Raw genomic sequence first — 20940 nt, forward strand, 5'->3', positions numbered from 1 at the left:
GTGGATTCGACCGCCCTAGCTCTGGTCGAACTCGGCGCGATCTTGTTCGCGCTCGGCATGATGGGGCGGTTCGCCGCCCGCTTCGGCATGTCGCCGATTCCGCTCTATCTGCTGGGCGGGCTCGCCTTCGGTGACGGCGGGATCATCGAAATGCGGGCCGCCACCGAGTTCGGCCACCTGGCCGGTGAGATCGGCGTGGTACTGCTGCTCCTGCTGCTCGGATTGGAGTACACCGCAGCCGAATTGGTCACCGGATTGCGGCGGGGCTGGCTCGCCGGTGTGCTCGATATCGTGGCCAACGCGACACCGGGCGCACTGGTGGCACTGTTCCTGGGCTGGGGACCGGTGGGCGCGGTGACCATGGGCGGGGTCACCTATATCTCTTCCTCCGGAATCGTCGCCAAAGTACTCAATGACCTTGGGCGACTGGGTAACCGCGAGACCCCGGTCATCCTGTCCATCCTGGTGTTCGAGGATCTGGCCATGGCGATCTACCTGCCGATCCTGACCATGATGCTGGCCGGACTGAGCTTCGCCAGCGGGATGAAGTCCCTGGCCATCGCATTGGTCGCGATCACCGTGGTGTTGCTGGTGGCCCTGCGGTACGGCCGCTATGTCTCGGCCATCGTGGACAGCAACGACAATGAGGTCTTCCTGCTCAAACTGCTGGGCGCGGCGCTCCTGGTGGCGGGTGCGGCCTCGGCGCTGAACGTCTCGGCCGCGGTCGGGGCGTTCCTGCTCGGTATCGCCATCTCCGGATCGACCGCGCAGGAGGCGGCCAAACTGCTGGAGCCGCTGCGAGATCTGTTCGCGGCCATATTCTTCGTGGCCTTCGGGCTCAATACCGATCCCAAGGCCATCCCGCCGGTGCTGGGCTGGGCCATCGTCCTGGCCGTGATCACCTCGCTGACCAAGATCGGCACCGGTTGGTGGGCGGCCCGGCGGCAGGGCATTCGCCGCATGGGCCGGGCGCGCGCGGGCGCGGCGCTGGTGGCGCGCGGCGAATTCTCCATTGTCATTGCCGGGCTGGCGGTTTCGATGGGCGGGGTGAGCCATAAGCTGGCCGCCCTGGCCTCCGCCTATGTGCTAATTATGGCCGTACTGGGACCGATCGCCGCCCGCGTGGTCGAGCCTGCCGTCCGGTTCTTCCAGCGCGACCGCAGTACCGGACTCGATCCCGTCACCGGGATCTGAAGGCGCGGCGGCCCTTTCGGCGGTCGGGCCGGTGCGGGCGGCCGAGTTGCGCCAGGTCAGCAGGCGTCGCGAGGCCAGCACCGCCAGCCCGCCGAGCACGAAACCGATGATGAGCGCGAGCAAATGGCCGTAATCGGTGAAGGTCGGGCCGTTCCATAGCGTGTACCCGTACCAGATCAGCAGTCCGACAGCGTAAATCAGGCGAACCCGGCCGCGTAATCGATACGCCATCACCGCCAGCATGGCCGAAATCCCGTAGCTGGGGCCCACATCCGAAGCCACCGTCACCCGGAACGGGATCATATCCCGGGTCACCGCATGCGAAATCGCGCTCACCGTGAGCAGAGTCGCGCCCACATGCCCGGCCGCCACCACCACAATCCAGCGCAGCGAACCCAGCCAGCGTTCGGCCAGCGCCATCACCGTGAGCAGAATCAGAATGTCGCCCCACGGGAAACCGCCATCGGTCCAGAACGCCGAGGCCAGCAGCACCTGAATCGGATCACGCTGCATATTGCGCAGATTCGTGGACGCCGACAGGATCAGGCGGCGGCCGACGATATCGCTGGCCCCGCGCAATGTCCACCAGGTGACGAACAGGGTGAAGGCGTACGCGATCGAGGCCGGGGCCACCGCGAGCAATCGCTGATAGGCGGCGGCCGCGCGGCGGAATCGCTGCGGACGACGCCACCACGCACTCACCGTCCGGGTCTCCTCGCCGATATCGACCGAGTCGACCCAGGGTGGGTGGTACGTGCGCAAACTCATGTGCAGGGGTCCGTTCTCGCGTGTGCTGGGGATCGTCACCGTGTGAACCGACGTCCCGCCAGGGCGTCGTTCCCATCGTATCCCGAGGTCAAACAGGTTCGCAGCGGCAGACCCGGGAGAGTGGAAGTTACCTGCGGTAATCCGCCGGGAAAGTGGCGGTTACGGCACAGCAACATGGGTCCGGAGGATGGAGGGGAACACCCCGTCCACCGCCGAAGGAGCCTGAATGAGCGTGTACCACCAGCGAATCGGGGGCACCACGTACAGCTTCGACGGGCTGGTGGAGTTGCTGGCCAAGGCCACGCCCAAACGCAGCGGCGATGAATTGGCCGGATGCGCGGCCGAATCCGATGCCGAGCGCGCGGCGGCGCAGTGGGCCCTGGCCGAGGTGCCGCTCGGTGTGTTCCTGAACGAACCGGTGGTGCCGTACGAGACCGACCAGGTCACCCGGCTGATCTTCGATACGCACGATCGCGGTGCGTTCCAAGCGATTTCGCATCTCACCGTGGGCGGGCTGCGGGACTGGCTGCTCGCCGTCGCGGTCACCCCGGACGCCGCGGTGACCCTCGCCGCCGTCGCGCCGGGGCTGACGCCGGAGATGGTGGCCGGGGTCTGCAAGCTCATGCGCAATCAGGATCTGATCGCGGTCGCCAAGGCCACCGAGGTGACCGCGGGATTCCGCACCACCATCGGACTGCCGGGCACCCTCGCCACCCGCCTGCAACCCAACCATCCCACCGATGATCCGCGCGGTATCGCCGCGGCGGTCCTGGACGGCCTGCTGCTGGGCTGCGGGGACGCGGTGATCGGCATCAACCCGGCGACCGATTCACCCACGGCCACCGCCGATCTGCTGCACCTGCTCGACGAGGTGCGCCGGCGGTTCGATATTCCGACCCAGTCGTGTGTGCTCTCGCATGTCACCACCACCCTGGGATTGATCGAGGCCGGTGCGCCGGTGGATCTGGTCTTCCAGTCCATCGCGGGCACCGAGGGCGCGAATTCCGGCTTCGGCGTGAATATCTCGCTGCTGCGCGAGGCCAACGAGGCGGGCCGGTCACTGCGGCGCGGCACCGTGGGCGACAATGTCATGTACCTGGAAACCGGTCAGGGCTCGGCACTTTCGGCGGGGGCGCACCTGGGCGCCGGCGGCAAGCCCGTCGATCAGCAGACCCTCGAGGCCCGCGCCTACGCCGTGGCCCGCGATCTGGACCCGCTGCTGGTGAACACCGTGGTCGGATTCATCGGACCCGAATACCTGTATGACGGAAAGCAGATCATTCGCGCCGGGCTCGAGGACCATTTCTGCGGCAAGCTACTGGGCCTGCCCATGGGCGTGGACGTCTGCTACACCAACCACGCCGAAGCCGACCAGGACGATATGGATACCCTGCTCACCCTGCTGGGTGCGGCCGGATGCGCCTTCGTCATCGCCGTCCCCGGCGCGGACGATGTCATGCTCGGCTACCAGAGCCTGGCCTACCATGACGCCCTCTACGCCCGAAAAGTCCTGGGCCTGCACCCCGCTCCCGAATTCGCCGCCTGGCTCGACCGGCTCGGCATGATCGACCCCGCCGGCCGCATCCTGCCCGTGGAACCCCTGTCCTCACCCCTGCGCGCCCTCGCCAGCGCCTCTTGAGTAGGGAACACCATTGATCCGAGACGACTCCGCCCGCACGTCCGTGAACGTGGAAAGCGATTCATCGCAGCCGATTCCGGACATGCGCCATCCGATCGCCGACGCGCGTGCGGGTTCATCGCAGCCGATTCCGGGCGCAGGCGATCCGGTCGCTGACGCGCTTGGTGATATGTCGCAGTCGATTCTGGGCGCAGGCCATCCGGTCGCTGACGCGCTTGGTGATACGTCGCAGTCGATTCTGGACGCGCGGCGTCCGATCGCCGATACGCGTGCTGGTTCGCCGCAGTCGATCGCGGAGGCGGGTCATGGCTTGCCGGATCCGTCTTCAGCTGCGAATAACGTTGCTGCCCAAGAATTCTGGTCGGAGCTGCGCCGCACCACCCAGGCGCGCATCGGCCTGGGGCGCACCGGTGACGCGCTGCCCACCGCCGACGTCCTGGAGTTGCGCGCCGCGCATGCGGCGGCCCGCGACGCGGTGCACAAGCCTTTGGACGTGGAATCCCTTGCCGCACAGGTGAAATCTCTCGGCCTCGGCGACCCGGTGCATATGCGCAGCCGAGCCGCCGACCGCTCCGAGTATCTGCGCCGCCCCGACCTGGGGCGTCTGCCCGGTGACTCCGAACTCCCCGCCGGTCAGGGTATTTCAGCCCTCCGCCAGACCGGTGCGGATATCGGTGTGGTCCTCGCAGACGGCCTCTCACCCCGCGCTCTCACCGACCACGGCGCACCCATGCTCGCCGCCCTGTTCGAGGCGCTCGGCGACCGCTTCACCTTCGCTCCACCGGTCATCGCCACCCAATCGCGGGTGGCCCTCGGCGATCACATCGGCCAAGCCCAGGGCGTAGGCACCCTCCTGGTCCTCATCGGCGAACGCCCCGGCCTCTCGGTGGCCGACAGCCTCGGCATCTATCTCACCCACCTCCCGCGCCCCGGCCGCGCTGACTCCGAACGCAACTGCATCTCCAATATCCACCCGCCCGAGGGACTCGATTACGCCCGCGCCGCCCAGGTCGCCGCGGGTCTCATCGAAGGAGCCCGCCGTCTCGGCCGCTCCGGCGTCGACCTCAAGGACACCTCGGCCGACCTCGTGCTCGACACCTCGGACGCGCTGATCCTGAAAGCCGAGTCTGCCTAGTCGATCGGGTCGACAGTCTCGGTGCCGGGGGGTTCGCCCAAGTCCACGCTGCCCAGGTGGACGCAGGTTCTTAACGACGGAGCCTGTCTTCTCATCGACGGAGCCAGCCACGTCGACCGCTTCGGGCGTGGATCTCGAGCACACCTCGGCCGACCTGGCCCTCGACAACGCAGACCCGCTGATCCCGGACGCCGAGTGGGCTGAGCAGCGCCTGTCGTGCCGGGTGCGCCCGCGATGAATGCCGCACGTTCACCGAACCCTCCCTGCTCGCGCAGGACGCCGCCCCGATAGATTGTCGCGGTGAGCGGATCAGTGCGGCTCGTGCTTGCGGTGCGGCTATTCCTGGTGGTGGCCGGGGTGGCGGTGCTCGTACAGCTGCTCGCGTTCATCGGGTACACCATGCGGTCCGCGCGGCGAATACCTCGGCCGGGTTCGGACGCGGTGGTGGTGCTGGGATGCCGACTCAAAGGCGGCAAGGCCGGGCGGCTACTGGCATCCCGGCTGGACCGTGGGTTGGCCGCGTATCACGCGGAGTTGGCCGCCGGTGGCGATCCGATTGTGGTGGCCTCCGGGGGACAGGGGCACGGTGCCGCGATCGCGGAGGCCGAGGTCATGTCCGACTATCTTCAGGCCGCGGGTGTTCCGGCGGGAAAGATCGTGCGGGAGAACAAATCTCGAAACACCGAGGAGAATCTGCGTTTCACCGCCGCCGAACTCGATGCGCTGCTCCCCGCGGATGCCCGAATAACGGTGGTGACCAGCGACTTCCATGTACTCCGCACCGCCGCGCTGGCCCGGCGACTCGGCGTGCGCGCCCAGGTGACGGGCGCGCGTACGGCCCGTCGCTTCATTCCCAAGGCCTATGCGCGCGAATTCGCCGCGGTACTGGTCGCGCGTCGCCGGGGCAACCTGCTGGCCGCCGGTGCACTCGTCGCCCTGAGCGCCGCTGTAGCCCTCGACTCGTCTCTCGGGAGATCTGGCCGCCGGGACTAGGGCGAGCCCGCCTTGGTGCGCAGGTCCAGGCGGCGCATGACCCGGTCGACGACATCGGGGGCGATGCCGGGTTCGCGGCGCGCGGCGAGGGCTTCGGCGCGACCGGCCTCGAGGACCTCATTGCTGATGGTGCGCATCTGCTGGGCGAAGGCCACGGTGCGGTCGGTGTTCATCCGGGCATTGCTGTCGGCGGCCTCCGGATCCGCCTGTGCCAGCCGGCGTTCGAAACCGTCGCGCAGGCGTTCGTAGACCTCCTCGGGCAGCGCCTCGGTGGTCGAGATCTCTTTCAGCCGTGCGAGTTCGGCCTCCAGGACGCGGGTCCACAGCTGCCGTTCCATGGCGCGCTCCTGCACCGTGTCCACGTGCACGCCGGTCGCGCGTACCACCGCGGGCAGCGTCGGGCCCTGTAGCAGCAGGGTGAACAGCGCCACCGCGAACGCCGTGAACAGGATTTCGGTACGCCCCGGGAAGGGTGCGCCGGTATCGGTGGTGAACGGAACCGCAAGTGCCAGTGCGACTGTCGCCACTCCGCGCATACCCGCCCACCAGGTGACGACGGTCTCGCGCCAGGTGTACGGCTCATCGGCGTCGCGGTCGCGCCACCAGTTATGGAAGAGCGCGGTGGTGATCAACAGCCAGATCAGCCGCAGCCCCACCACCACGCCGATGACCACGGCCGCGCCGCCTATGAATTTGGGCCAATCCGGTCCGGCGTCCTTGAGAACGGTGCTCAACTCCAGGCCGATCAGTCCGAAGGCGAAACCGGTGACCAGCATCTCGATGATCTCCCAGAACGAATCACCGATGAGCCGGTAGTCGCTGGAGCTGAAATCGGTTGCCGCATCGGTCAAATACAGCGAACACACCAGCACCGCCAGCACCGCCGATCCACCGCGCGCCTCCGAAACCCCGTACGCCGCGAAAGGCAGCAGCAACCCCAGCGCCACCTGCCACGGCGCCTCGCCGAGTCGCCGCATCAGCTTGCTGCCCGCCCAGCCGAAGAGCAGTCCGACGCCGACGCCGACCAGCGCCGAGACCGCGAACTGACCCGCCGCCGCCCATGCGGAGAATTTGCCGGTCACCACCGCCTGAATCGCCACCGAATAGATGACGATGGCGGTCACGTCATTGAACAGGCCCTCGCCCTCCAGCACCGCGACCAGGCGGCGGGGGAGTCCGAGCTTGCCCGCCAGCGCGGAGACCGCGACCGGATCCGGCGGGGCGACCAGTGCGCCCAGGGCCAGCGCCGCACCGACCGGAACGGCCGGGTGCCAGGCGCGGAACGCCACCGCCACGGCCACCGCGGTGACGATCACCAGCACCACCGCGCGCATGCTGATCGCACCCCAGTTATCGGCGAAGGTGCGCCAGGAGGTGCGCCGGGCGGCCGCGTAGAGCAGGGGCGGCAGGATCATCGGCAGGATCATCTTGGGATCGATATGGATCTCGGGGACCTGCGGTATCAGGGCCAGGATTACGCCGAATCCCGTCATGAGCACCGCGGGAGCCTGACCGAGCCGCTTTCCGAGCGGTTGGGCCAGGATCGTCGCGAACAGGACGACGAAGATCAACTCCATTTGATGCGCCACGCCAGACAGTTTGCTGCGAGTGTGCCGGAAAGTCGACCAGGTGGTCCGTGTTCTCAGGCGCAGCCGGTCAAGTTCTCAGGCGGCGGCGGAGAATCTCAGGAAAGGCGGGGTGGGTAGCCACCGCGCTCGGGCGCGTACAGCGGCGGCTGCGGATACTGGTACGGCTCGGGATTGTGCGCAACGGAGTACTGCTGTGGCGCAACAGGATTCGGTCGAGACACGGCGGGGTCATCGGGCAGATCGGTCGAATTCGCCTGCAGCGACCACGGATCGTGCCGCACCGGCTCCGGGCGCACCGGCTCCTTGACTCGGCTCGCCTCGTCCACCTCGGTCAATCCGACGTGAATGAGCAGCACCATGGTCACCGTGCTGACGCTGACCATCAGTGGCGCAAGCAATTCCATCGCACCCGCGCCGTGCGGCATACTCGCGTGATCGGCATGATGCGCGCTCATCGCCGCCATACCGGTGTAATGCATACCGCACACCGCGACACCCATGATCAACGCGGCGCCGATGGTGGCCAGAATCCCATTGATATTCAAGGTGAACCACAATGCGACGATCGAGGCGACCACCGCGATCACCATCGAAAGGCTCACCAAACCGACGTTGTAATCAATGATCGCGTCGGACCTCATGGCGTACATACCCGAGTAATGCATGGCGCCCACGCCGAGTCCGGTGATGGTGCCGCCGACGGGCAATTCCCAGCCACCCCAGCCTCCGGTCGCCACGATCGCCAATCCGATCCACACCACGCCCATGGCGATGGCCGCGCTCAGCAGTGTCACCGGAACGTCATAGCGGAGGGTCGCACCATGAATGGAAAACCCCAGCATGGCAATGAAATGCATGACCCAGATGCCGGTTCCGCCGATGGCCACGGCGGCGGCGATGAGCCAGCCGCGCCGTCCCTCTCCGGTTCGGGCACGCGCCGTGCATCGGAGTCCGAGCAGACATCCGGTGACGGACATTATGTAGGCCAGAACGGGTGTGACCCACCCATAGCTGAAGTGGCTTATTTCCAGCACTCGAACTCCATTGCCAGAACCAAATTTTCGCGCTCGCGTCTGCGACGTGCGAAGAGTACTCGCCGGTAGCCTGATTGGGAAATTGAAAAGTGAATGTTTCGTTCCTATTGACCGGGCCTGAGAGGGAGGGTGCACTCCCCGACCGGTCAGGTGCGCGCGGCACCCTCCTGCACTCGTCCGCGCGACCTCGTGCGCGATCTGCAATCATCACGTGCGCGATCTCGTAATCACCGAAATACCCTCGACGCCAACAATATTCAGACCCGCATCGCACTCCCCGAAGACCGCGCCACCGGCTCCGCCTGAAAAGCACGGCGAGCCATCCCCTTTCCCGTCCTGGTGAACACCGCCGACACCCCACGCCTCAATCGGCCTGACCCGCAAACTCTTCTGCTCGCTGCAACAATCCGGCACCCTCCTGATCGACCCGACCGGCGCCATCGCCCACGCACGCCCCCGACCTGGTCATGCACCAACTCACCGACCTCCCCGACGACCCGGCCCACCTCCCCGCAGGCCGCACCGCCAACGCCCGCATCCGCCGCGAAGGCCCTCCCACCCACCCCCCGCATCAACATCACCACAGCCGCCACCCGCACCGCCGAATCCCGAACCTTCCCCACCGGCACCTACGAACTCACCGAACAACCCTGAGCCACGGCCACACCACCGCGTCGGCTCAGATCCGGAGTACCACCCGAAAAGACGTGTGCGCCGAATACCCGAGGTGATGCGGGACAATGCGAATACGGCGATAGACGCCTACCCGTTCGCTGAGGTCGTACAGATACGACAGTGGGCCGCAAAGCAATTGCTTTGCGGCCCACTTGTGCGTGCGCTCGAACTAATCCAAATAGTCGCGCAGGACCTGGGAGCGGCTCGGGTGGCGGAGCTTGCTCATGGTCTTCGATTCGATTTGGCGGATGCGTTCGCGGGTGACGCCGTAAACCTGGCCGATCTCGTCGAGGGTGCGGGGCTGGCCGTCGGTGAGGCCGAAGCGCAAACGGACTACGCCGGCTTCGCGCTCGGAGAGCGTTTCCAGGACCGATTGCAGTTGGTCCTGCAGCAGGGTGAAGCTGACCGCGTCGACCGCGACTACGGCTTCGGAGTCCTCGATGAAATCGCCGAGCTGGGAATCGCCCTCGTCGCCGATGGTCTGGTCGAGGGAGATGGGTTCACGCGCGTACTGCTGGATTTCCAGCACCTTCTCGGGCGTGATGTCCATTTCCTTGGCGAGCTCTTCCGGGGTGGGCTCGCGGCCCAGATCCTGGAGTAGCTCACGCTGGATACGGCCCAGCTTGTTGATGACCTCGACCATGTGCACCGGAATGCGGATGGTGCGAGCCTGATCGGCCATGGCGCGGGTGATGGCCTGACGAATCCACCACGTGGCGTACGTGGAGAACTTGTAGCCCTTGGTGTAGTCGAACTTCTCGACCGCGCGGATCAGGCCCAGATTGCCTTCCTGGATCAGATCCAGGAACGCCATACCGCGGCCGGTGTAGCGCTTGGCGAGCGAAACCACCAGTCGCAGGTTGGCTTCCAGCAGATGGTTCTTGGCGCGATTGCCATCGCGCATGATCCACTGCAGATCGCGGCGTAGCTGAACGGGGAGCTTCTCGCCCTTCTCAGCCAGCTCGCGCAGGCGCTCGGTGGCGTAGAGACCGGCCTCGATTCGCTTGGCGAGCTCGACCTCCTCCTCCGCGTTGAGCAGCGCGACCTTGCCGATCTGCTTGAGATAGGCGCGGACCGAGTCGGCCGAGGCGGTGAGCTCGGCGTCCTTGCGCGCCTGACGCAGCGCTTCGGACTCCTCCTCGTCCCAGACGAAATCGCCCGAGGCCTTGTCCTTCTCGGTGGGCTCCTCGGCCTCTTCGGCTTCCTCGCCCGCCGGAGCGGCCTCGGCCTCCTCGTCGGCATCGTCGTCGGTGAGGTCTACTTCGACCAGATCGGTCTCATCGACCTCCAGGTCACCGAGATCGTCGAGCTCGACGTCGTCGTCGCCGACCACATCGGCTTCGCCCTCGGCGCCCTCGGCCTTGCTCCCGGCCTTCTTGGCAGCCGCCTTTTTGGCGGGAGCCTTCTTCGCGGCGGCCTTTTTGGCGGGAGCCTTTTTGGCAGCGACCTTTTTGGCCGGTGCTTTCTTGGCGGCAGCCTTCTTGACCGGCCGTGCTGCGGTGGTGTCTGCGGAGTCGGCTTCGTCGGCCGATTCGGCGGTCTCTCGGGTATTCGTGGCTACCACGTACGCCCTTTCGTGACGGTCTCGTGCGGCGTCACGCCAGAGTGGTGATCCGGCGGAGCGGTCTGTCGGGGGATAACCGGCGCGCATGCCGGGTTGGTTTCACCGGCGCACCGCCGGATGTTGTTCCATTGTAACGATCGAACCAGCCTGCTTACGGCGCGATACCGGCAGACACGGCCATTGCCGCTCCGACAATGCCCGCGGTGTTCTTCAAATCGGCTGCCACGACGGGTGTTCTGTTGGTCAGCAGGGGAATCCATTCGGCGTAGTCACGGCTGATGCCGCCACCCGCCACGAACACGTTCGGCCAGAACAGATTCTCCAGCGTGACCAGCACCTTACTCACCTCGGCGGCCCATTCGGCGTAGCTGAGCCCATCGCGATCCTTGATGGACGCGGCGGCGCGGTGCTCGGCCTCCTTGCCGTCGACCTCGATATGCCCGAGTTCGGTGTTCGGGACCAGCACACCGTTGTACATCACGGCCGATCCGATGCCCGTGCCGAAGGTGAGCAGCATTACCGAACCGCTGAGATCTTTTGCCGCGCCGTAGCGGTCCTCGGCGAGTCCGGCGGCGTCGGCGTCATTGAGCACCGTCACCTCCCGCCCGCCCAGCGCCACCGAGAACAGTGCGCGCGCATCGGTGCCGATCCAGGACTTGTCGATATTGGCGGCCGTGCGCACCACCCCGCCGATGATCACGCTCGGCAGGGTGAGGCCGACCGGACCCTCCCAGCCGGACTGCGCCACCACCTTCGCCGCCGCCTCGGCCACGGCATTGGGTGTGGACGGGTGCGGTGTCGGGATCTTGATGCGTTCGCGCACCAGCTCGCCGGTGGCCAGATCGACCTCGGCGCCCTTGACGCCGCTACCACCGATGTCGATCCCGAACCCGTGCCCCCGAGCGGACATGACGACTCCTCGTTCTCCCAGTGCTGCCGGTGAATCCCGGCGCGCGGCACGATACCGGCTCCGGCGAATGAATCCGCACGCCCGTCACCCGGCCCGGAACGGCCGAGGAGCTGTGTCGTGCGTGACAAGCCTAATGCGAGGTGTGCCGGATCTGTGCTGCGATGGGAATCGTGCCGGAATCCGATTTCACCTCCACCGCATCGAACACCACCGCGACCACCGACGGGACCGACATCGCCGAACTTCGCCGCATAGCGGTACATCTGGCCGAAACCGCCGCCGCGCACGTGCGCGCCCGCCGCCCCCAGGTCTTCGGCCCGGGCACGGTAGAGGACGAGGCCGTGCAGTCCAAGAGCACCCCCACCGACCCGGTCACCATCGTCGATACCGAAACCGAGGCCCTGGTCCGCCGCCTGGCCGCCGAACTCCGCCCGGGGGACCTGGTGGTAGGGGAGGAGGACGGGGGGACGCTGACGGACCTTCCGGAGGCCGTCCAGTGGGTCGTGGATCCCATCGACGGGACGGTGAACTTCGTCTACGGAATCCCGGCGTACTCGGTCTCGGTGGCGGCGGTGCGCGACGGCAGATCCGTCGCCGGGGCCGTCGCCGATGTCGTGCACGAGGTCACCTACAGCGCCGGGCTCGGTCAGGGCGCGCATCGCAGCGCCTTCGGCGCATGGGGAGACCCGGACCGGCAGCCGATTCCCTTGCGCTGCAATGCCGTCGACTCGGTCGCCATGGCTCTGGTCGCCACCGGCTTCGCCTACGCCCCCAAACGCCGTGCCCGGCAGGGCGAACTCATCGCCGAACTGTTGCCCGAGATTCGCGACATCCGCCGACTCGGTTCGGCCGCACTGGATTTGTGCATGGTCGCCGAGGGCCGGGTGGACGCGCACTACGAGCACGGCCTGAACCTCTGGGATTGGGCCGCGGGCGCGCTCATCGCCGCCGAGGCGGGTGCGGTACTGACCCTGCCCGCACCGACCGCATCGGGCACCGCGGGGGAGTTGGTGGTCGCCGCCGCCCCCGGCATCGCCGCCGAATTGTCGGTCCTGCTGGACCGCATCGGTGTCACCACCCCTATCCCGGTCTAGCTCCAGCCCACTGAACACCCCCGCCCCCCGGAAAAAAGAGAAAAGAAGAATCGCCACGTCCGAACGGACGCGGCGATTAGCGGAAAGTGGCACCGGCACAACCCTATTGGTTCACGGCCGTCCCGGTTCTGGACTGAGTGGAGCGGGGGAGCGCAGCGGAGGAGCGGAGGGAGGGAAGAACCGGGACTTCAGGGCCGTGAACCCGCCCGCAGCGAAGCGGAGGGCAGAAGATTCAGCACTTCAGGGCCGTGAACCCGCCCGCAGCGAAGCGGAGGGCAGAAGACTCAGCACTTGGAGTGTCGTGCGGCGTCCAATAGTTTGGGGTCGATGGCGGGTGTGGTGCCCGGCACCGGATTCTTCAGCGAACGCAACACCTCCTCCGCGTCGGTGCTCGGCCGGATATCGCGGAACAGCGAGCCGAGCACGAAATCCACGGTCTCGTCGGTGCGCTGATCCTCGATGAGTTCCGCGCACGGCGCGACCAATTGCACGGCCGCCGCGGCGGGCCGTCCGTTCACGCCGAACCGAATCTGCCCGGTGCACTCCAGATCACCGTTCACGTAGACCGGATCATTGCCGACCTGCACGTCCGGTGCGCTGGCGAAACCGAGATCGCCCAGTTCGGAGGCCACATGCGCGGCCTGTCCGCGCTGGCCGTTGGCATTGAACACGCGCACCTTGGACTGTGCCAGCGCCACCGGTTCCACATCACGCAGCCGTGATTGCCCCACCCGCTGCCCCAGCGGGGCGGCCGCGGGCGCGGTGGTACTGGAGGCTGGACTGGGCGAATTGCATGCCATCGCGCCGGGATCGGCCTCGGTCGTCGTCAGTGCCTTGAACCACACACCGACGCAGATCACGGCGATGACGCCCACCATGGCTGCCCACGGCTCCCAGCGTCGCCGAATGAAGGGCCGCCCCTCGGGGTCGGTCGAATTGCCTTGGGTGATCAGTGAAACCACAGGCACACTCTACGAAAAGCCGGAGCGCGTTGTGTGCAAGGTCCCTGACGCGCGTCGTGTCCGATGCCCCGGTATGTCCCCGTCAGGTCTCGGGAAGCCGCGCCAAGGTCTCGGTCCGTTCCCTGGTCGGTGACGATTGACCCTCAGTTTCGAGTCACGCGTGTTTTGATTGCGACTTTTGTGCCGGGGTCCGCTATTGTCTGGCGGCCCAGATCGTATCGCCCGGGTTGAATCGGGGGGTTCGATTTCGGGAACAACAAGGGCATGTCCTGCGTTGACCGAGCGCGATCAGGTACGGACCAGGAGTATCCGGCCAGGTCGGTGACCGGTGTACGTGTGGCGTACACCACGGGCGGGGCGGTGAACCCCGGCCGGATTCCTGCGGGAATCCGTTCCGGAACGAGCCGGTCCGGGATATACGGAGTAAGGACGAGGGGAAGACGACATGGCAACCGACTATGACGCACCGAGGCGTAGCGAAACCGACGAAGTGTCGGAGGACTCGCTCGAGGAGCTGAAGGCTCGTCGCAACGAGGCCGCGTCCGCCGTCGTGGATATCGACGAATCCGATACCGCGGAGTCGTTCGAGCTTCCCGGCGCGGATCTTTCGGAGGAGGTGCTCTCGGTTCGGGTCATCCCGAAGCAGGCCGATGAGTTCACCTGTTCCAGCTGCTTCCTGGTGCACCACCGCAGCCGGCTGGCCAATGAGGCCGGCGGGCAGCTGATTTGCATGGACTGCGCGGCCTGATCCTGGTCACACAGCCCTGAACAGGAAGTATCCGTCAGCCCGCGCTCGGTTCGCCGAGCGCGGCAAGGACGTCTTGGGTTTTCAGTGCACCGCTAGGCGGCGCTCTGCACGCCCAAAGCCTCGAGGATTCGTTCGGGCCGGCGCGTACTGATCAACCAGTACGGTGTCGGGTCGTCCGGGTCGTCGAGTACCAACAGGAGCATCGGGCCGATCCAGGCGCGGTGCTGCACATAAGCGGCCGGATCGAGCTGTCGACCCAGGGCCGCGCTCTTCGCACTGGTCGGCACCCCCGCCGCACGCGCCACGAAAGTGGCCGGGAGATGGGCGGTGTCGATTCGCAATTCGGGGGTTCCGTCCGCGTCGCGGGTCACTTCGACCCGGTGCCGCGACATCCACAGCAGCACCCAGACGGGGATGGGGAACAGCAGCACATACGGTAGCCACGCCCGGATACCCGGTGCGCCCATGTGGATTTCGGCTGCCAGCAGGCCGGTCACGGCCAATCCGACGGGCCACCACCACAGCGGCACCCACAGGCGCTCGGAGTAGAGGGGCGTGGTCTGCTGCTGAGGTTCCATGGTCACCTGAGGGGGCTGGTCGGACACGACCTCAGACTAGGTCAATGACCGCGGGGGTGAACGCGTAGGCTCGGCCGACGTGACCGGAATTCCTCCTATTCCCCTGCTGCGGCTCGATGCCGGCATGCCCGTACCCACGCGCGCTCATGAGGGCGATGCCGGGGTGGACCTGTGCACCACCGAGGACGTCATCATCGAACCGGGGGAGCGGGTGCTGGTCGGTACCGGCATCGCGATCGCGCTCCCGATCGGCACGGTCGGTCTGATCCATCCGAGATCCGGACTGGCCGCCAAGCACGGCCTTTCGGTCGTCAACACCCCCGGCACGGTCGACGCCGGGTACCGCGGTGAGATCAAGGTGTGCCTGATCAATCATGATCTGCGTACTCCCATCGAGCTCCGGCGCGGTGACCGCATCGCTCAGCTGCTGGTGCAGCGGGTCGAGCTGGTCGACTTCACGGAGGTGACCACGCTCGACGAAACCGAGCGGGGCGCAGGAGGATACGGATCGAGCGGTGGGCACGCCAGCCTGGTCGCACAGTCCGGCGGGGCGGATAGAGCCGGTAAGGAGGCCTGACGATGTTCGGACGCAAGAAGAAAAAGGGTGACGCGGACGACACCCGGTTCGCCGACGAGTACACCGAATACGACGAATACGGTGACGTCGACATCGAATACGAAGCCGAGGGCTACGACGCACCCGCGTACACCGCGGCGACCGATCCGGAATTCGACACCGATTCGTTCCGGGTGCCCGAGCGCGGTTCCAAGGTCGGCCCGTACAACTACGAGGATGTCGTCGACCAGCTCGAGAATGTCGCCGATCAGCGCCTGGATCTGGGATCGGTCATCGTGCCGGTTCCGCCGGGCGGGCAGTTGCAGGTCGAGATGACCCCGGACGGCACCCCGCAGGCGGTGCACCTGGCCACCGAGCACGGCCGGATCACCGTGGCCGCGTACGCCGCGCCCAAGTCCGCGGGCCAATGGCGCGCGGTCGCGGCCGATCTCGCCGAGACGCTGCGTAAGGACGGCGCGCAGGTGTCGGTGCAGAACGGTCCGTGGGGCCGGGAACTGCACGCGGTCACCGAGGGCGCGGATCTGCGCTTCATCGGCGTGGACGGGCATCGCTGGATGGTGCGCCTGGTCGCGGCCGGTCCCTCCGGTTCCGCCGCCGAGAGCACCCCGCTGGTGGCCGCCGCGCGCGCCATCATGAGCGAGACCATCGTGCGCCGCGGTGACGAGCCGCTGCCGGTGCGCGAACCGCTGCCGGTGGTCCTACCCCAGGAGCTGGCGGATCAGCTAGCCGCCGCGCACCAGCAGCAGCTGGCCGCGCAGCAGCAGGCCGTGGCCGCACAGCTCGCCGCTCTCCAGGGCGGTCCGCAGCCCGGAATCCCGCAGCCGGACACCGAACCGCGCCGCGGCGCGGAGGGTTCGGCCATGCAGCAGCTGGGCCTTCAGTAGTCGGAACCGAGACGGCCTTCGCACACCTCGGCGAAACGAGATGGGCGGAGGCCGTTGTGATGTGTGGGACGGTCCACCTCGGGTGTCAGGGCGTCGCGATGCGGCGGGGAACCAGGGTCCGGACACCGCGTGCGCCGAGAATGGCCGGGTCCGAACCGAGTTCGTCGAGGGTGATGTGGTGTAGATCGCTGTCCGGAATCAGATCGGCCCAGTGTGCGGCGACCGCGATGGGGTGCACCGGATCGTCGGTCGCGCCGACGAGGGAGACCGGAACTGTGATGCCGCTCAACAGGTCCGCGTCCGGCCAGCGGTAGGCAGCGGCCTCTTCCAGCGCCGAGGGCAGGTCCGGCCACTGCGAGCGCCACGAACGGGTGAGGGCTGCGCCCAGCCATGCCGGGCTGGAGGCGCGCATCACCTCGATGACGGCGTCGATGCCGTCCGCGCGCAGGGCCGCGGCGGTGGCCGCCGCGCTCAGCGCGGCCGGGCAGCCGGTGGTGTCCGCGCCGGTCCAGGCGGGCAGGGCAGCGATCACGCCGTACACCGATTCGGGGTGTCGCGCCGCCCACTCCACGGCCACCGCCGCGCCGAGTGAGATGCCCGCGATGAGCACCGGCCCCGAGCGCGCCGCGGCGTCGAGTGCGGCGTGATAGCTCTCGATCACCCGTCGCGGGTCCGGATTCACCGGATGGAAGGGGATATCCAGTGCGGCACAGGCGGATCCGAAGGCCCGGCGGGCGAAGTGGGCATCGGAGCCGGTTCCGGGCAGGGCGACGGCGACCGCCGGATGTGGTAGATCTGGCACCCGGCGAGCGTACTGGGCCGGGCGCGCGTGGCGGGTGGGGGCGGTCCCCTCTACAGTGGCGGTGTACGTCCGCGGCCAGGGGGTAACCCCCGGGTAAGTGGAAACAGAAGAACGACGTGCGACCCACGCCGTATTGGCTCTACAGGAGAGCGTGCGAGATGCCATCCTCGGGTGGAAAGGACTTCCCTTCAGGCTATTTCCGGCGACTCAGCCGACGCCTGACGGAAGATCTGGATCGTTTGGATGCCGAGGAACTCGCCGAGACCTCCGAAGCGTCGGGTGCGTGTCACGCATCGGAGTGCCGTCGTGGCGAAGAGGTCACCATGCTGGGTCGGCTGCGCAGCGTCGAAGCCTGTCCGAAGTCGGGCGGGGCCGAGGTGGAGGCCGAGTTCTTCGACGGCACCGACAGTGTGAACCTGGTGTTCATCGGCAGGCGGCGCATCCCGGGTATCGAGCCGGGGCGTCGTATCCTGGTCCGCGGCCGGGTCGGCGAACGTGACGGCGGCAAGGTCATTTTCAACCCCTACTACGAACTTCGCGGGAACTCCTGACACCTATGCCGATACCTGCCAGCAGCAATGACGAGGGCCGTGCGCCCACCGGTGACCCTCGCGAGCTGGAGGACGTCTTCGCGGGCGAACTCACCGCGCGTGAGGCCGAGATCGCCGGGGCCGTGACCGAGCAGTACGAGGTCCAGCAGCCGCACGGCCTGCGCGAGGAGCTGGAGGAGCTGCACGAGGAAGAGGTCGAGCAGACCCTGCTCGAGCAGCTCGGCGGTTTCAGCGGCCTGATCTACTCCTCGCTGCCGGTGCTGGTCTTCGTGCCGGTGAATTCGCTGCGCGGGCTCACCGCCGCCATCTGGGCGGCCCTGGGTGTGGCCACCGCGATTCTGGTCTGGCGGCTGGTGCGCCGCGGTCCGATTCAGCCCGCGATCTCCGGGTTCCTGGGCGTGGGCGTCTGCGCGTTCATCGCCTACCGCATGGGTGAGGCCAAGGGCTTCTTCCTGTTCGGCATCTACGCCAGCCTGGTGTACGCGGGCGCGTTCCTGGTGTCTCTGGTGGTGCGCTGGCCGCTGGCGGGTGTCATCTGGGGTGTGCTGAACGGCCATGGCACGCAATGGCGTTCGGATCGCAGGGCAATGCGCCTCTACGATCTGGCGACCGTGGTGTGGGCGGTGGTGTTCGGCGCCCGCTATCTGGTGCAGAACCATCTCTACGACTCCAACAGCACGGGTCTGCTGGCGGTGGCGCGGCTGGCTATGGGCTGGCCGTTGACGGCGGTGGCCCTGGTGGTCACGGTGTGGGCGGTGCGCAAGGCCGGGCATCTGCCCGTTTCCACCGCGAAGGCAGCGAAGTCTCCTGACTCGGCCGATTCCGCCGATTCCGCGCGTAACTGACCTCTACCAGCGCCTTATCGCGCTAACCGCTCGTCGCGCAACACCTTCGGGCGGATCTGGCACGTAAAGGGGGTGCCCACCCCACCCCTGGGGTGCCTATTTCGACGGCCCCGATCATCGCAGGATCGTTATGAACGATACGGCGAAAGGATCCGGGAGTTGAACACCGACGGCAAGGCAGTGGCACAGCAGGACCGTGGCGAGGGGCTCGGGACCGCGGTGCAGACGACGGCCGCCGCACGCAGGCATTCGGCGGGGCGGGGAACCAAGACCAACAGCGCGGCGACATCGGAATCCCGGCGCGCCGCAGCCGAACTGGAGAAGTTGATCGAACCGGCCGCCGCGGGCGACCGCGCCGCGGTCACCGAGATCCTCAAGATCGTGTACCCGCTGGTGCGGCGCTACTGCGCGGCCCGTATGGGCGGTGCGGGACATCTGCACGTGACCGCGGACGATGTGGCACAGGAGATCTGCCTGGCCACCGTGCAGGCCATTCCGCGCTACCGCGATCAGGGCAAGTCGTTCCTGGCGTTCGTGTACGGCATCTCGGCCAACAAGGTCGCCGACGCGTTCCGGCGGGCGCAACTGCATCCGGCGTATCCGGTGGCGGAGTTCCCGGACGAGCCGATGAACGAGGCGGGTCCGGAGGAGCGCGCCATGCAATCCGAAACGCGGGCCGCGACAAGGGAACTCATGAAGGTGCTGGCCCCGACCCATCGTGAGGTGCTGGTCATGCGCATCGTGCTGGGCTGGACCGCGGCGCAGACCGCGGAGGCCATCGGCACCAGTCCGGGCGTGGTGCGGGTGATGCAGCATCGCGCGCTCAACAAGCTGCGCGCCGAACTCCGGGCGGCGTCGTAGACCGGGACGGCACCCGGCGGGCGATATCAGGCGGTTACGCCGACCGGGGTGCCGAAACCGTTGACGCCGAGGGCTTTCCGAAGATCGTCCTCGGCTTCCACGGATGCGACGAACAGCAGTTCGTCCTCACCCTCGAGCGGGTCGTCGCCCTGCGGCACGATGACCCGGCCGCCGCGCAGAATGGTGACCAGCGCGGCGTCGCGCGGCAGCTTCAGAGTGCGAACGGCCTTGCCCGCCAACGGTGTATCGGTGGGCAGGGTGATTTCCACCAGATTGGCCTGGCCCTGGCGCAGGGTCATCAGCCGCACCAGATCACCCACCGAGACGGCCTCCTCGACCAGTGAGGCCAGTAGTCGCGGTGTCGAGACGGCCACGTCCACTCCCCACGACGAATCGAAGAGCCATTCATTGCGCGGATCGTTCACCCGTGCGACCACTCGCCCCACCCCGAATTCGGTCTTGGCGAGCAGTGCGAACACCAGATTCACCTTGTCGTCGCCGGTGGCGGCGATGACCACGTCATAGGATTCCAGCCCGGCCTCTTCGAGCGTCTCGAGCTCGCAGGCATCGGCGTGCGTCCAGACCGCGGTGGGCGCGCTGGTCGGATCGATGTGATCGAGGCGGCGCTCCAGCAGCATGACCTGGTGGCCGCCGCGCAATAGCTCCTGGGCGATGGATCGGCCCACGGCCCCCGCGCCCGCAATGGCTACCTTCATGACTAATCCTCGCTCGCGGGTGGGTTACCGGCCAGGGCGACGGCTTCACCGACACTGCCCGAGGTGGCGGCGATGTAGATCATGTCGTCGGCCTGCAGCATGGTCTTGGAGTTGGGCAGCATGCCCTGCCCGAAGCGGATGAGGAAGGCCACGCGCGCGCCGGTGGCGCTCTCCAGGGACTGCACGGTGCGGCCGTACCACTCCTCGTGCAGCGGGATCTCGGTGACCGCGACGGTGCCGGTGGGATCGCGCCAGGTGGTGGTGGATTGATCGGCGACCAGCGTGCGCAGGAACCGGTCGGTGGTCCAGGGCACGGTGGCGATGGTCGGAATGCCCAGGCGCTCGTAGACGGCCGCGCGTTTGGCGTCGTAGATGCGGGCGACCACGCGCTCGATCCCGAAGGTTTCGCGGGCCACGCGCGCGGAGATGATGTTGGAGTTGTCGCCGGAGGAGACGGCCGCGAACGCGCCCGCCCGTTCGATTCCCGCGCGGGTCAAGATATCCCGGTCGAATCCCACGCCGGTAATGCACAATCCGGGGAAATCACGGCCGAGACGGAGGAAGGCGCTCGAATTCTGGTCGATCACCGCGACCTCGTGGCCGATGCGGACCAGGGCGCGCGCGAGTGAGGAGCCCACTCGGCCACACCCCATGATCACTACGTACACCGTGCGAACCCCATTCCCGAAAACCGTGGTGTGCGGTCTGTTGCTTCGGAGGGCAACCGTACCGCTCGAGTTTTTCCCGAGGCACTTTCCCCCTCGGGTCGGTATTCAAACCGGAACCGGAAAAGCTCACACCGTGAAGCGACGGGTGGCGAC

At 67.2% G+C, this 20940-nt stretch carries 21 protein-coding genes; 11 read left to right on the top strand and 10 right to left on the bottom strand.

Annotation, left to right across the window (positions count from 1 at the left end):
* On the top strand, positions 1-1194 hold the full coding sequence (locus NA10_RS10805) for a cation:proton antiporter (RefSeq protein ID WP_067566787.1): 1194 nt from the start codon (positions 1-3) through the stop codon (positions 1192-1194).
* On the opposite strand, the gene NA10_RS10810 is transcribed toward NA10_RS10805, so the two are convergent.
* Complete coding sequence (locus NA10_RS10810; protein ID WP_174562496.1) at positions 1087-1962, bottom strand: rhomboid-like protein; 876 nt, start codon at positions 1960-1962, stop codon at positions 1087-1089. The genes NA10_RS10805 and NA10_RS10810 overlap by 108 nt on opposite strands.
* 226 nt (positions 1963-2188) lie before the next feature.
* Here NA10_RS10810 and NA10_RS10815 point away from each other — a divergent pair, with 226 nt between their 5' ends.
* The 3 genes from NA10_RS10815 to NA10_RS10830 all read left to right on the top strand — a co-directional run bounded on the left by NA10_RS10815 (position 2189) and on the right by NA10_RS10830 (position 5729).
* Positions 2189-3601, top strand: coding sequence for an ethanolamine ammonia-lyase subunit EutB (locus NA10_RS10815; RefSeq protein WP_067566789.1), 1413 nt, complete (start codon positions 2189-2191; stop codon positions 3599-3601).
* Positions 3602-3770: 169 nt separating this feature from the next.
* Positions 3771-4736, top strand: coding sequence for an ethanolamine ammonia-lyase subunit EutC (gene eutC / locus NA10_RS10825; protein ID WP_084514523.1), 966 nt, complete (start codon positions 3771-3773; stop codon positions 4734-4736).
* 300 nt (positions 4737-5036) lie between these two features.
* The gene (locus NA10_RS10830; protein ID WP_157556365.1) at positions 5037-5729 is read left to right on the top strand and encodes a YdcF family protein; all 693 of its coding nucleotides are present in this window, start codon (positions 5037-5039) and stop codon (positions 5727-5729) included.
* On the opposite strand, the gene NA10_RS10835 is transcribed toward NA10_RS10830, so the two are convergent.
* The 4 genes from NA10_RS10835 to ppgK all read right to left on the bottom strand — a co-directional run bounded on the left by NA10_RS10835 (position 5726) and on the right by ppgK (position 11501).
* On the bottom strand, positions 5726-7318 hold the full coding sequence (locus tag NA10_RS10835; RefSeq protein WP_245677136.1) for a Na+/H+ antiporter: 1593 nt from the start codon (positions 7316-7318) through the stop codon (positions 5726-5728). The genes NA10_RS10830 and NA10_RS10835 overlap by 4 nt on opposite strands.
* A 95-nt stretch (positions 7319-7413) precedes the next feature.
* A complete protein-coding gene (locus NA10_RS10840; protein ID WP_084514507.1) occupies positions 7414-8352 on the bottom strand; it encodes an MHYT domain-containing protein in 939 nt (312 codons plus the stop codon).
* Positions 8353-9196: 844 nt separating this feature from the next.
* A complete protein-coding gene (locus NA10_RS10845) occupies positions 9197-10591 on the bottom strand; it encodes an RNA polymerase sigma factor (RefSeq protein WP_067566797.1) in 1395 nt (464 codons plus the stop codon).
* A 151-nt stretch (positions 10592-10742) separates the two neighbouring features.
* On the bottom strand, positions 10743-11501 hold the full coding sequence (gene ppgK, locus NA10_RS10850) for a polyphosphate--glucose phosphotransferase (RefSeq protein WP_067566799.1): 759 nt from the start codon (positions 11499-11501) through the stop codon (positions 10743-10745).
* 161 nt (positions 11502-11662) lie between these two features.
* Between ppgK and NA10_RS10855 the strand changes: the two genes are divergently transcribed.
* Positions 11663-12595: an inositol monophosphatase family protein gene (locus NA10_RS10855; protein WP_067566801.1), complete on the top strand. Its 933-nt coding sequence runs from the start codon at positions 11663-11665 to the stop codon at positions 12593-12595.
* Positions 12596-12879: 284 nt separating this feature from the next.
* Here NA10_RS10855 and cei read toward each other — a convergent pair whose 3' ends face one another.
* Complete coding sequence (gene cei, locus NA10_RS10860) at positions 12880-13557, bottom strand: envelope integrity protein Cei (RefSeq protein WP_067566803.1); 678 nt, start codon at positions 13555-13557, stop codon at positions 12880-12882.
* A 445-nt stretch (positions 13558-14002) separates the two neighbouring features.
* Here cei and NA10_RS10865 point away from each other — a divergent pair, with 445 nt between their 5' ends.
* Positions 14003-14305, top strand: a complete 303-nt coding sequence (locus NA10_RS10865; protein WP_067566805.1) for a DUF4193 domain-containing protein — start codon at positions 14003-14005, stop codon at positions 14303-14305.
* Positions 14306-14397: 92 nt separating this feature from the next.
* On the opposite strand, the gene NA10_RS10870 is transcribed toward NA10_RS10865, so the two are convergent.
* Complete coding sequence (locus NA10_RS10870; RefSeq protein ID WP_067566867.1) at positions 14398-14883, bottom strand: DUF3093 domain-containing protein; 486 nt, start codon at positions 14881-14883, stop codon at positions 14398-14400.
* Positions 14884-14962: 79 nt separating this feature from the next.
* Between NA10_RS10870 and dut the strand changes: the two genes are divergently transcribed.
* Together dut and NA10_RS10880 are read left to right on the top strand one after the other, a co-directional pair.
* On the top strand, positions 14963-15460 hold the full coding sequence (gene dut, locus NA10_RS10875) for a dUTP diphosphatase (RefSeq protein ID WP_067566807.1): 498 nt from the start codon (positions 14963-14965) through the stop codon (positions 15458-15460).
* Positions 15461-15462: 2 nt separating this feature from the next.
* The gene (locus NA10_RS10880; protein ID WP_067566809.1) at positions 15463-16344 is read left to right on the top strand and encodes a DUF3710 domain-containing protein; all 882 of its coding nucleotides are present in this window, start codon (positions 15463-15465) and stop codon (positions 16342-16344) included.
* 85 nt (positions 16345-16429) lie between these two features.
* Here the strand turns inward: NA10_RS10880 and NA10_RS10885 are convergent, their stop codons facing one another.
* Positions 16430-17146, bottom strand: a complete 717-nt coding sequence (locus tag NA10_RS10885; RefSeq protein ID WP_067566811.1) for an alpha/beta fold hydrolase — start codon at positions 17144-17146, stop codon at positions 16430-16432.
* Between the two features lie 158 nt (positions 17147-17304).
* Here NA10_RS10885 and NA10_RS10890 point away from each other — a divergent pair, with 158 nt between their 5' ends.
* The 3 genes from NA10_RS10890 (at position 17305) to NA10_RS10900 (ending at position 19403) form a co-directional block, all read left to right on the top strand.
* Entirely contained in the window at positions 17305-17697 is a 393-nt protein-coding gene (locus tag NA10_RS10890; protein WP_067566813.1) for an OB-fold nucleic acid binding domain-containing protein, read from the top strand.
* Between the two features lie 5 nt (positions 17698-17702).
* The gene (locus NA10_RS10895; protein ID WP_245677137.1) at positions 17703-18542 is read left to right on the top strand and encodes a DUF3159 domain-containing protein; all 840 of its coding nucleotides are present in this window, start codon (positions 17703-17705) and stop codon (positions 18540-18542) included.
* A gap of 159 nt (positions 18543-18701) precedes the next feature.
* Complete coding sequence (locus NA10_RS10900; RefSeq protein WP_373862357.1) at positions 18702-19403, top strand: sigma-70 family RNA polymerase sigma factor; 702 nt, start codon at positions 18702-18704, stop codon at positions 19401-19403.
* 26 nt (positions 19404-19429) lie between these two features.
* On the opposite strand, the gene NA10_RS10905 is transcribed toward NA10_RS10900, so the two are convergent.
* Together NA10_RS10905 and NA10_RS10910 are read right to left on the bottom strand one after the other, a co-directional pair.
* Entirely contained in the window at positions 19430-20119 is a 690-nt protein-coding gene (locus tag NA10_RS10905; protein WP_067566816.1) for a potassium channel family protein, read from the bottom strand.
* A 2-nt stretch (positions 20120-20121) separates the two neighbouring features.
* Positions 20122-20787: a potassium channel family protein gene (locus NA10_RS10910; protein ID WP_067566818.1), complete on the bottom strand. Its 666-nt coding sequence runs from the start codon at positions 20785-20787 to the stop codon at positions 20122-20124.
* Between the last annotated feature and the right edge of the window lie 153 nt (positions 20788-20940).

This window comes from Nocardia acidivorans NBRC 108247 (assembly GCF_001625085.1).
Taxonomy (GTDB): Bacteria; Actinomycetota; Actinomycetes; order Mycobacteriales; family Mycobacteriaceae; genus Nocardia; species Nocardia acidivorans.

Excerpts from the sequence above, each read along its gene's own strand:
- NA10_RS10880 (WP_067566809.1), top strand. The coding sequence starts at position 15,463 with ATGTTCGGACGCAAGAAGAAAAAGGGTGACGCGGACGACACCCGGTTC.
- NA10_RS10865 (WP_067566805.1), top strand. The coding sequence starts at position 14,003 with ATGGCAACCGACTATGACGCACCGAGGCGTAGCGAAACCGACGAAGTG.
- NA10_RS10905 (WP_067566816.1), bottom strand. The coding sequence starts at position 20,119 with ATGAAGGTAGCCATTGCGGGCGCGGGGGCCGTGGGCCGATCCATCGCC.
- NA10_RS10895 (WP_245677137.1), top strand. The coding sequence starts at position 17,703 with ATGCCGATACCTGCCAGCAGCAATGACGAGGGCCGTGCGCCCACCGGT.
- NA10_RS10855 (WP_067566801.1), top strand. The coding sequence starts at position 11,663 with ATGGGAATCGTGCCGGAATCCGATTTCACCTCCACCGCATCGAACACC.
- NA10_RS10870 (WP_067566867.1), bottom strand. The coding sequence starts at position 14,883 with ATGGAACCTCAGCAGCAGACCACGCCCCTCTACTCCGAGCGCCTGTGG.
- NA10_RS10810 (WP_174562496.1), bottom strand. The coding sequence starts at position 1,962 with ATGAGTTTGCGCACGTACCACCCACCCTGGGTCGACTCGGTCGATATC.
- ppgK (WP_067566799.1), bottom strand. The coding sequence starts at position 11,501 with ATGTCCGCTCGGGGGCACGGGTTCGGGATCGACATCGGTGGTAGCGGC.
- NA10_RS10890 (WP_067566813.1), top strand. The coding sequence starts at position 17,305 with ATGCCATCCTCGGGTGGAAAGGACTTCCCTTCAGGCTATTTCCGGCGA.
- eutC (WP_084514523.1), top strand. The coding sequence starts at position 3,771 with ATGTCGCAGTCGATTCTGGGCGCAGGCCATCCGGTCGCTGACGCGCTT.
- NA10_RS10815 (WP_067566789.1), top strand. The coding sequence starts at position 2,189 with ATGAGCGTGTACCACCAGCGAATCGGGGGCACCACGTACAGCTTCGAC.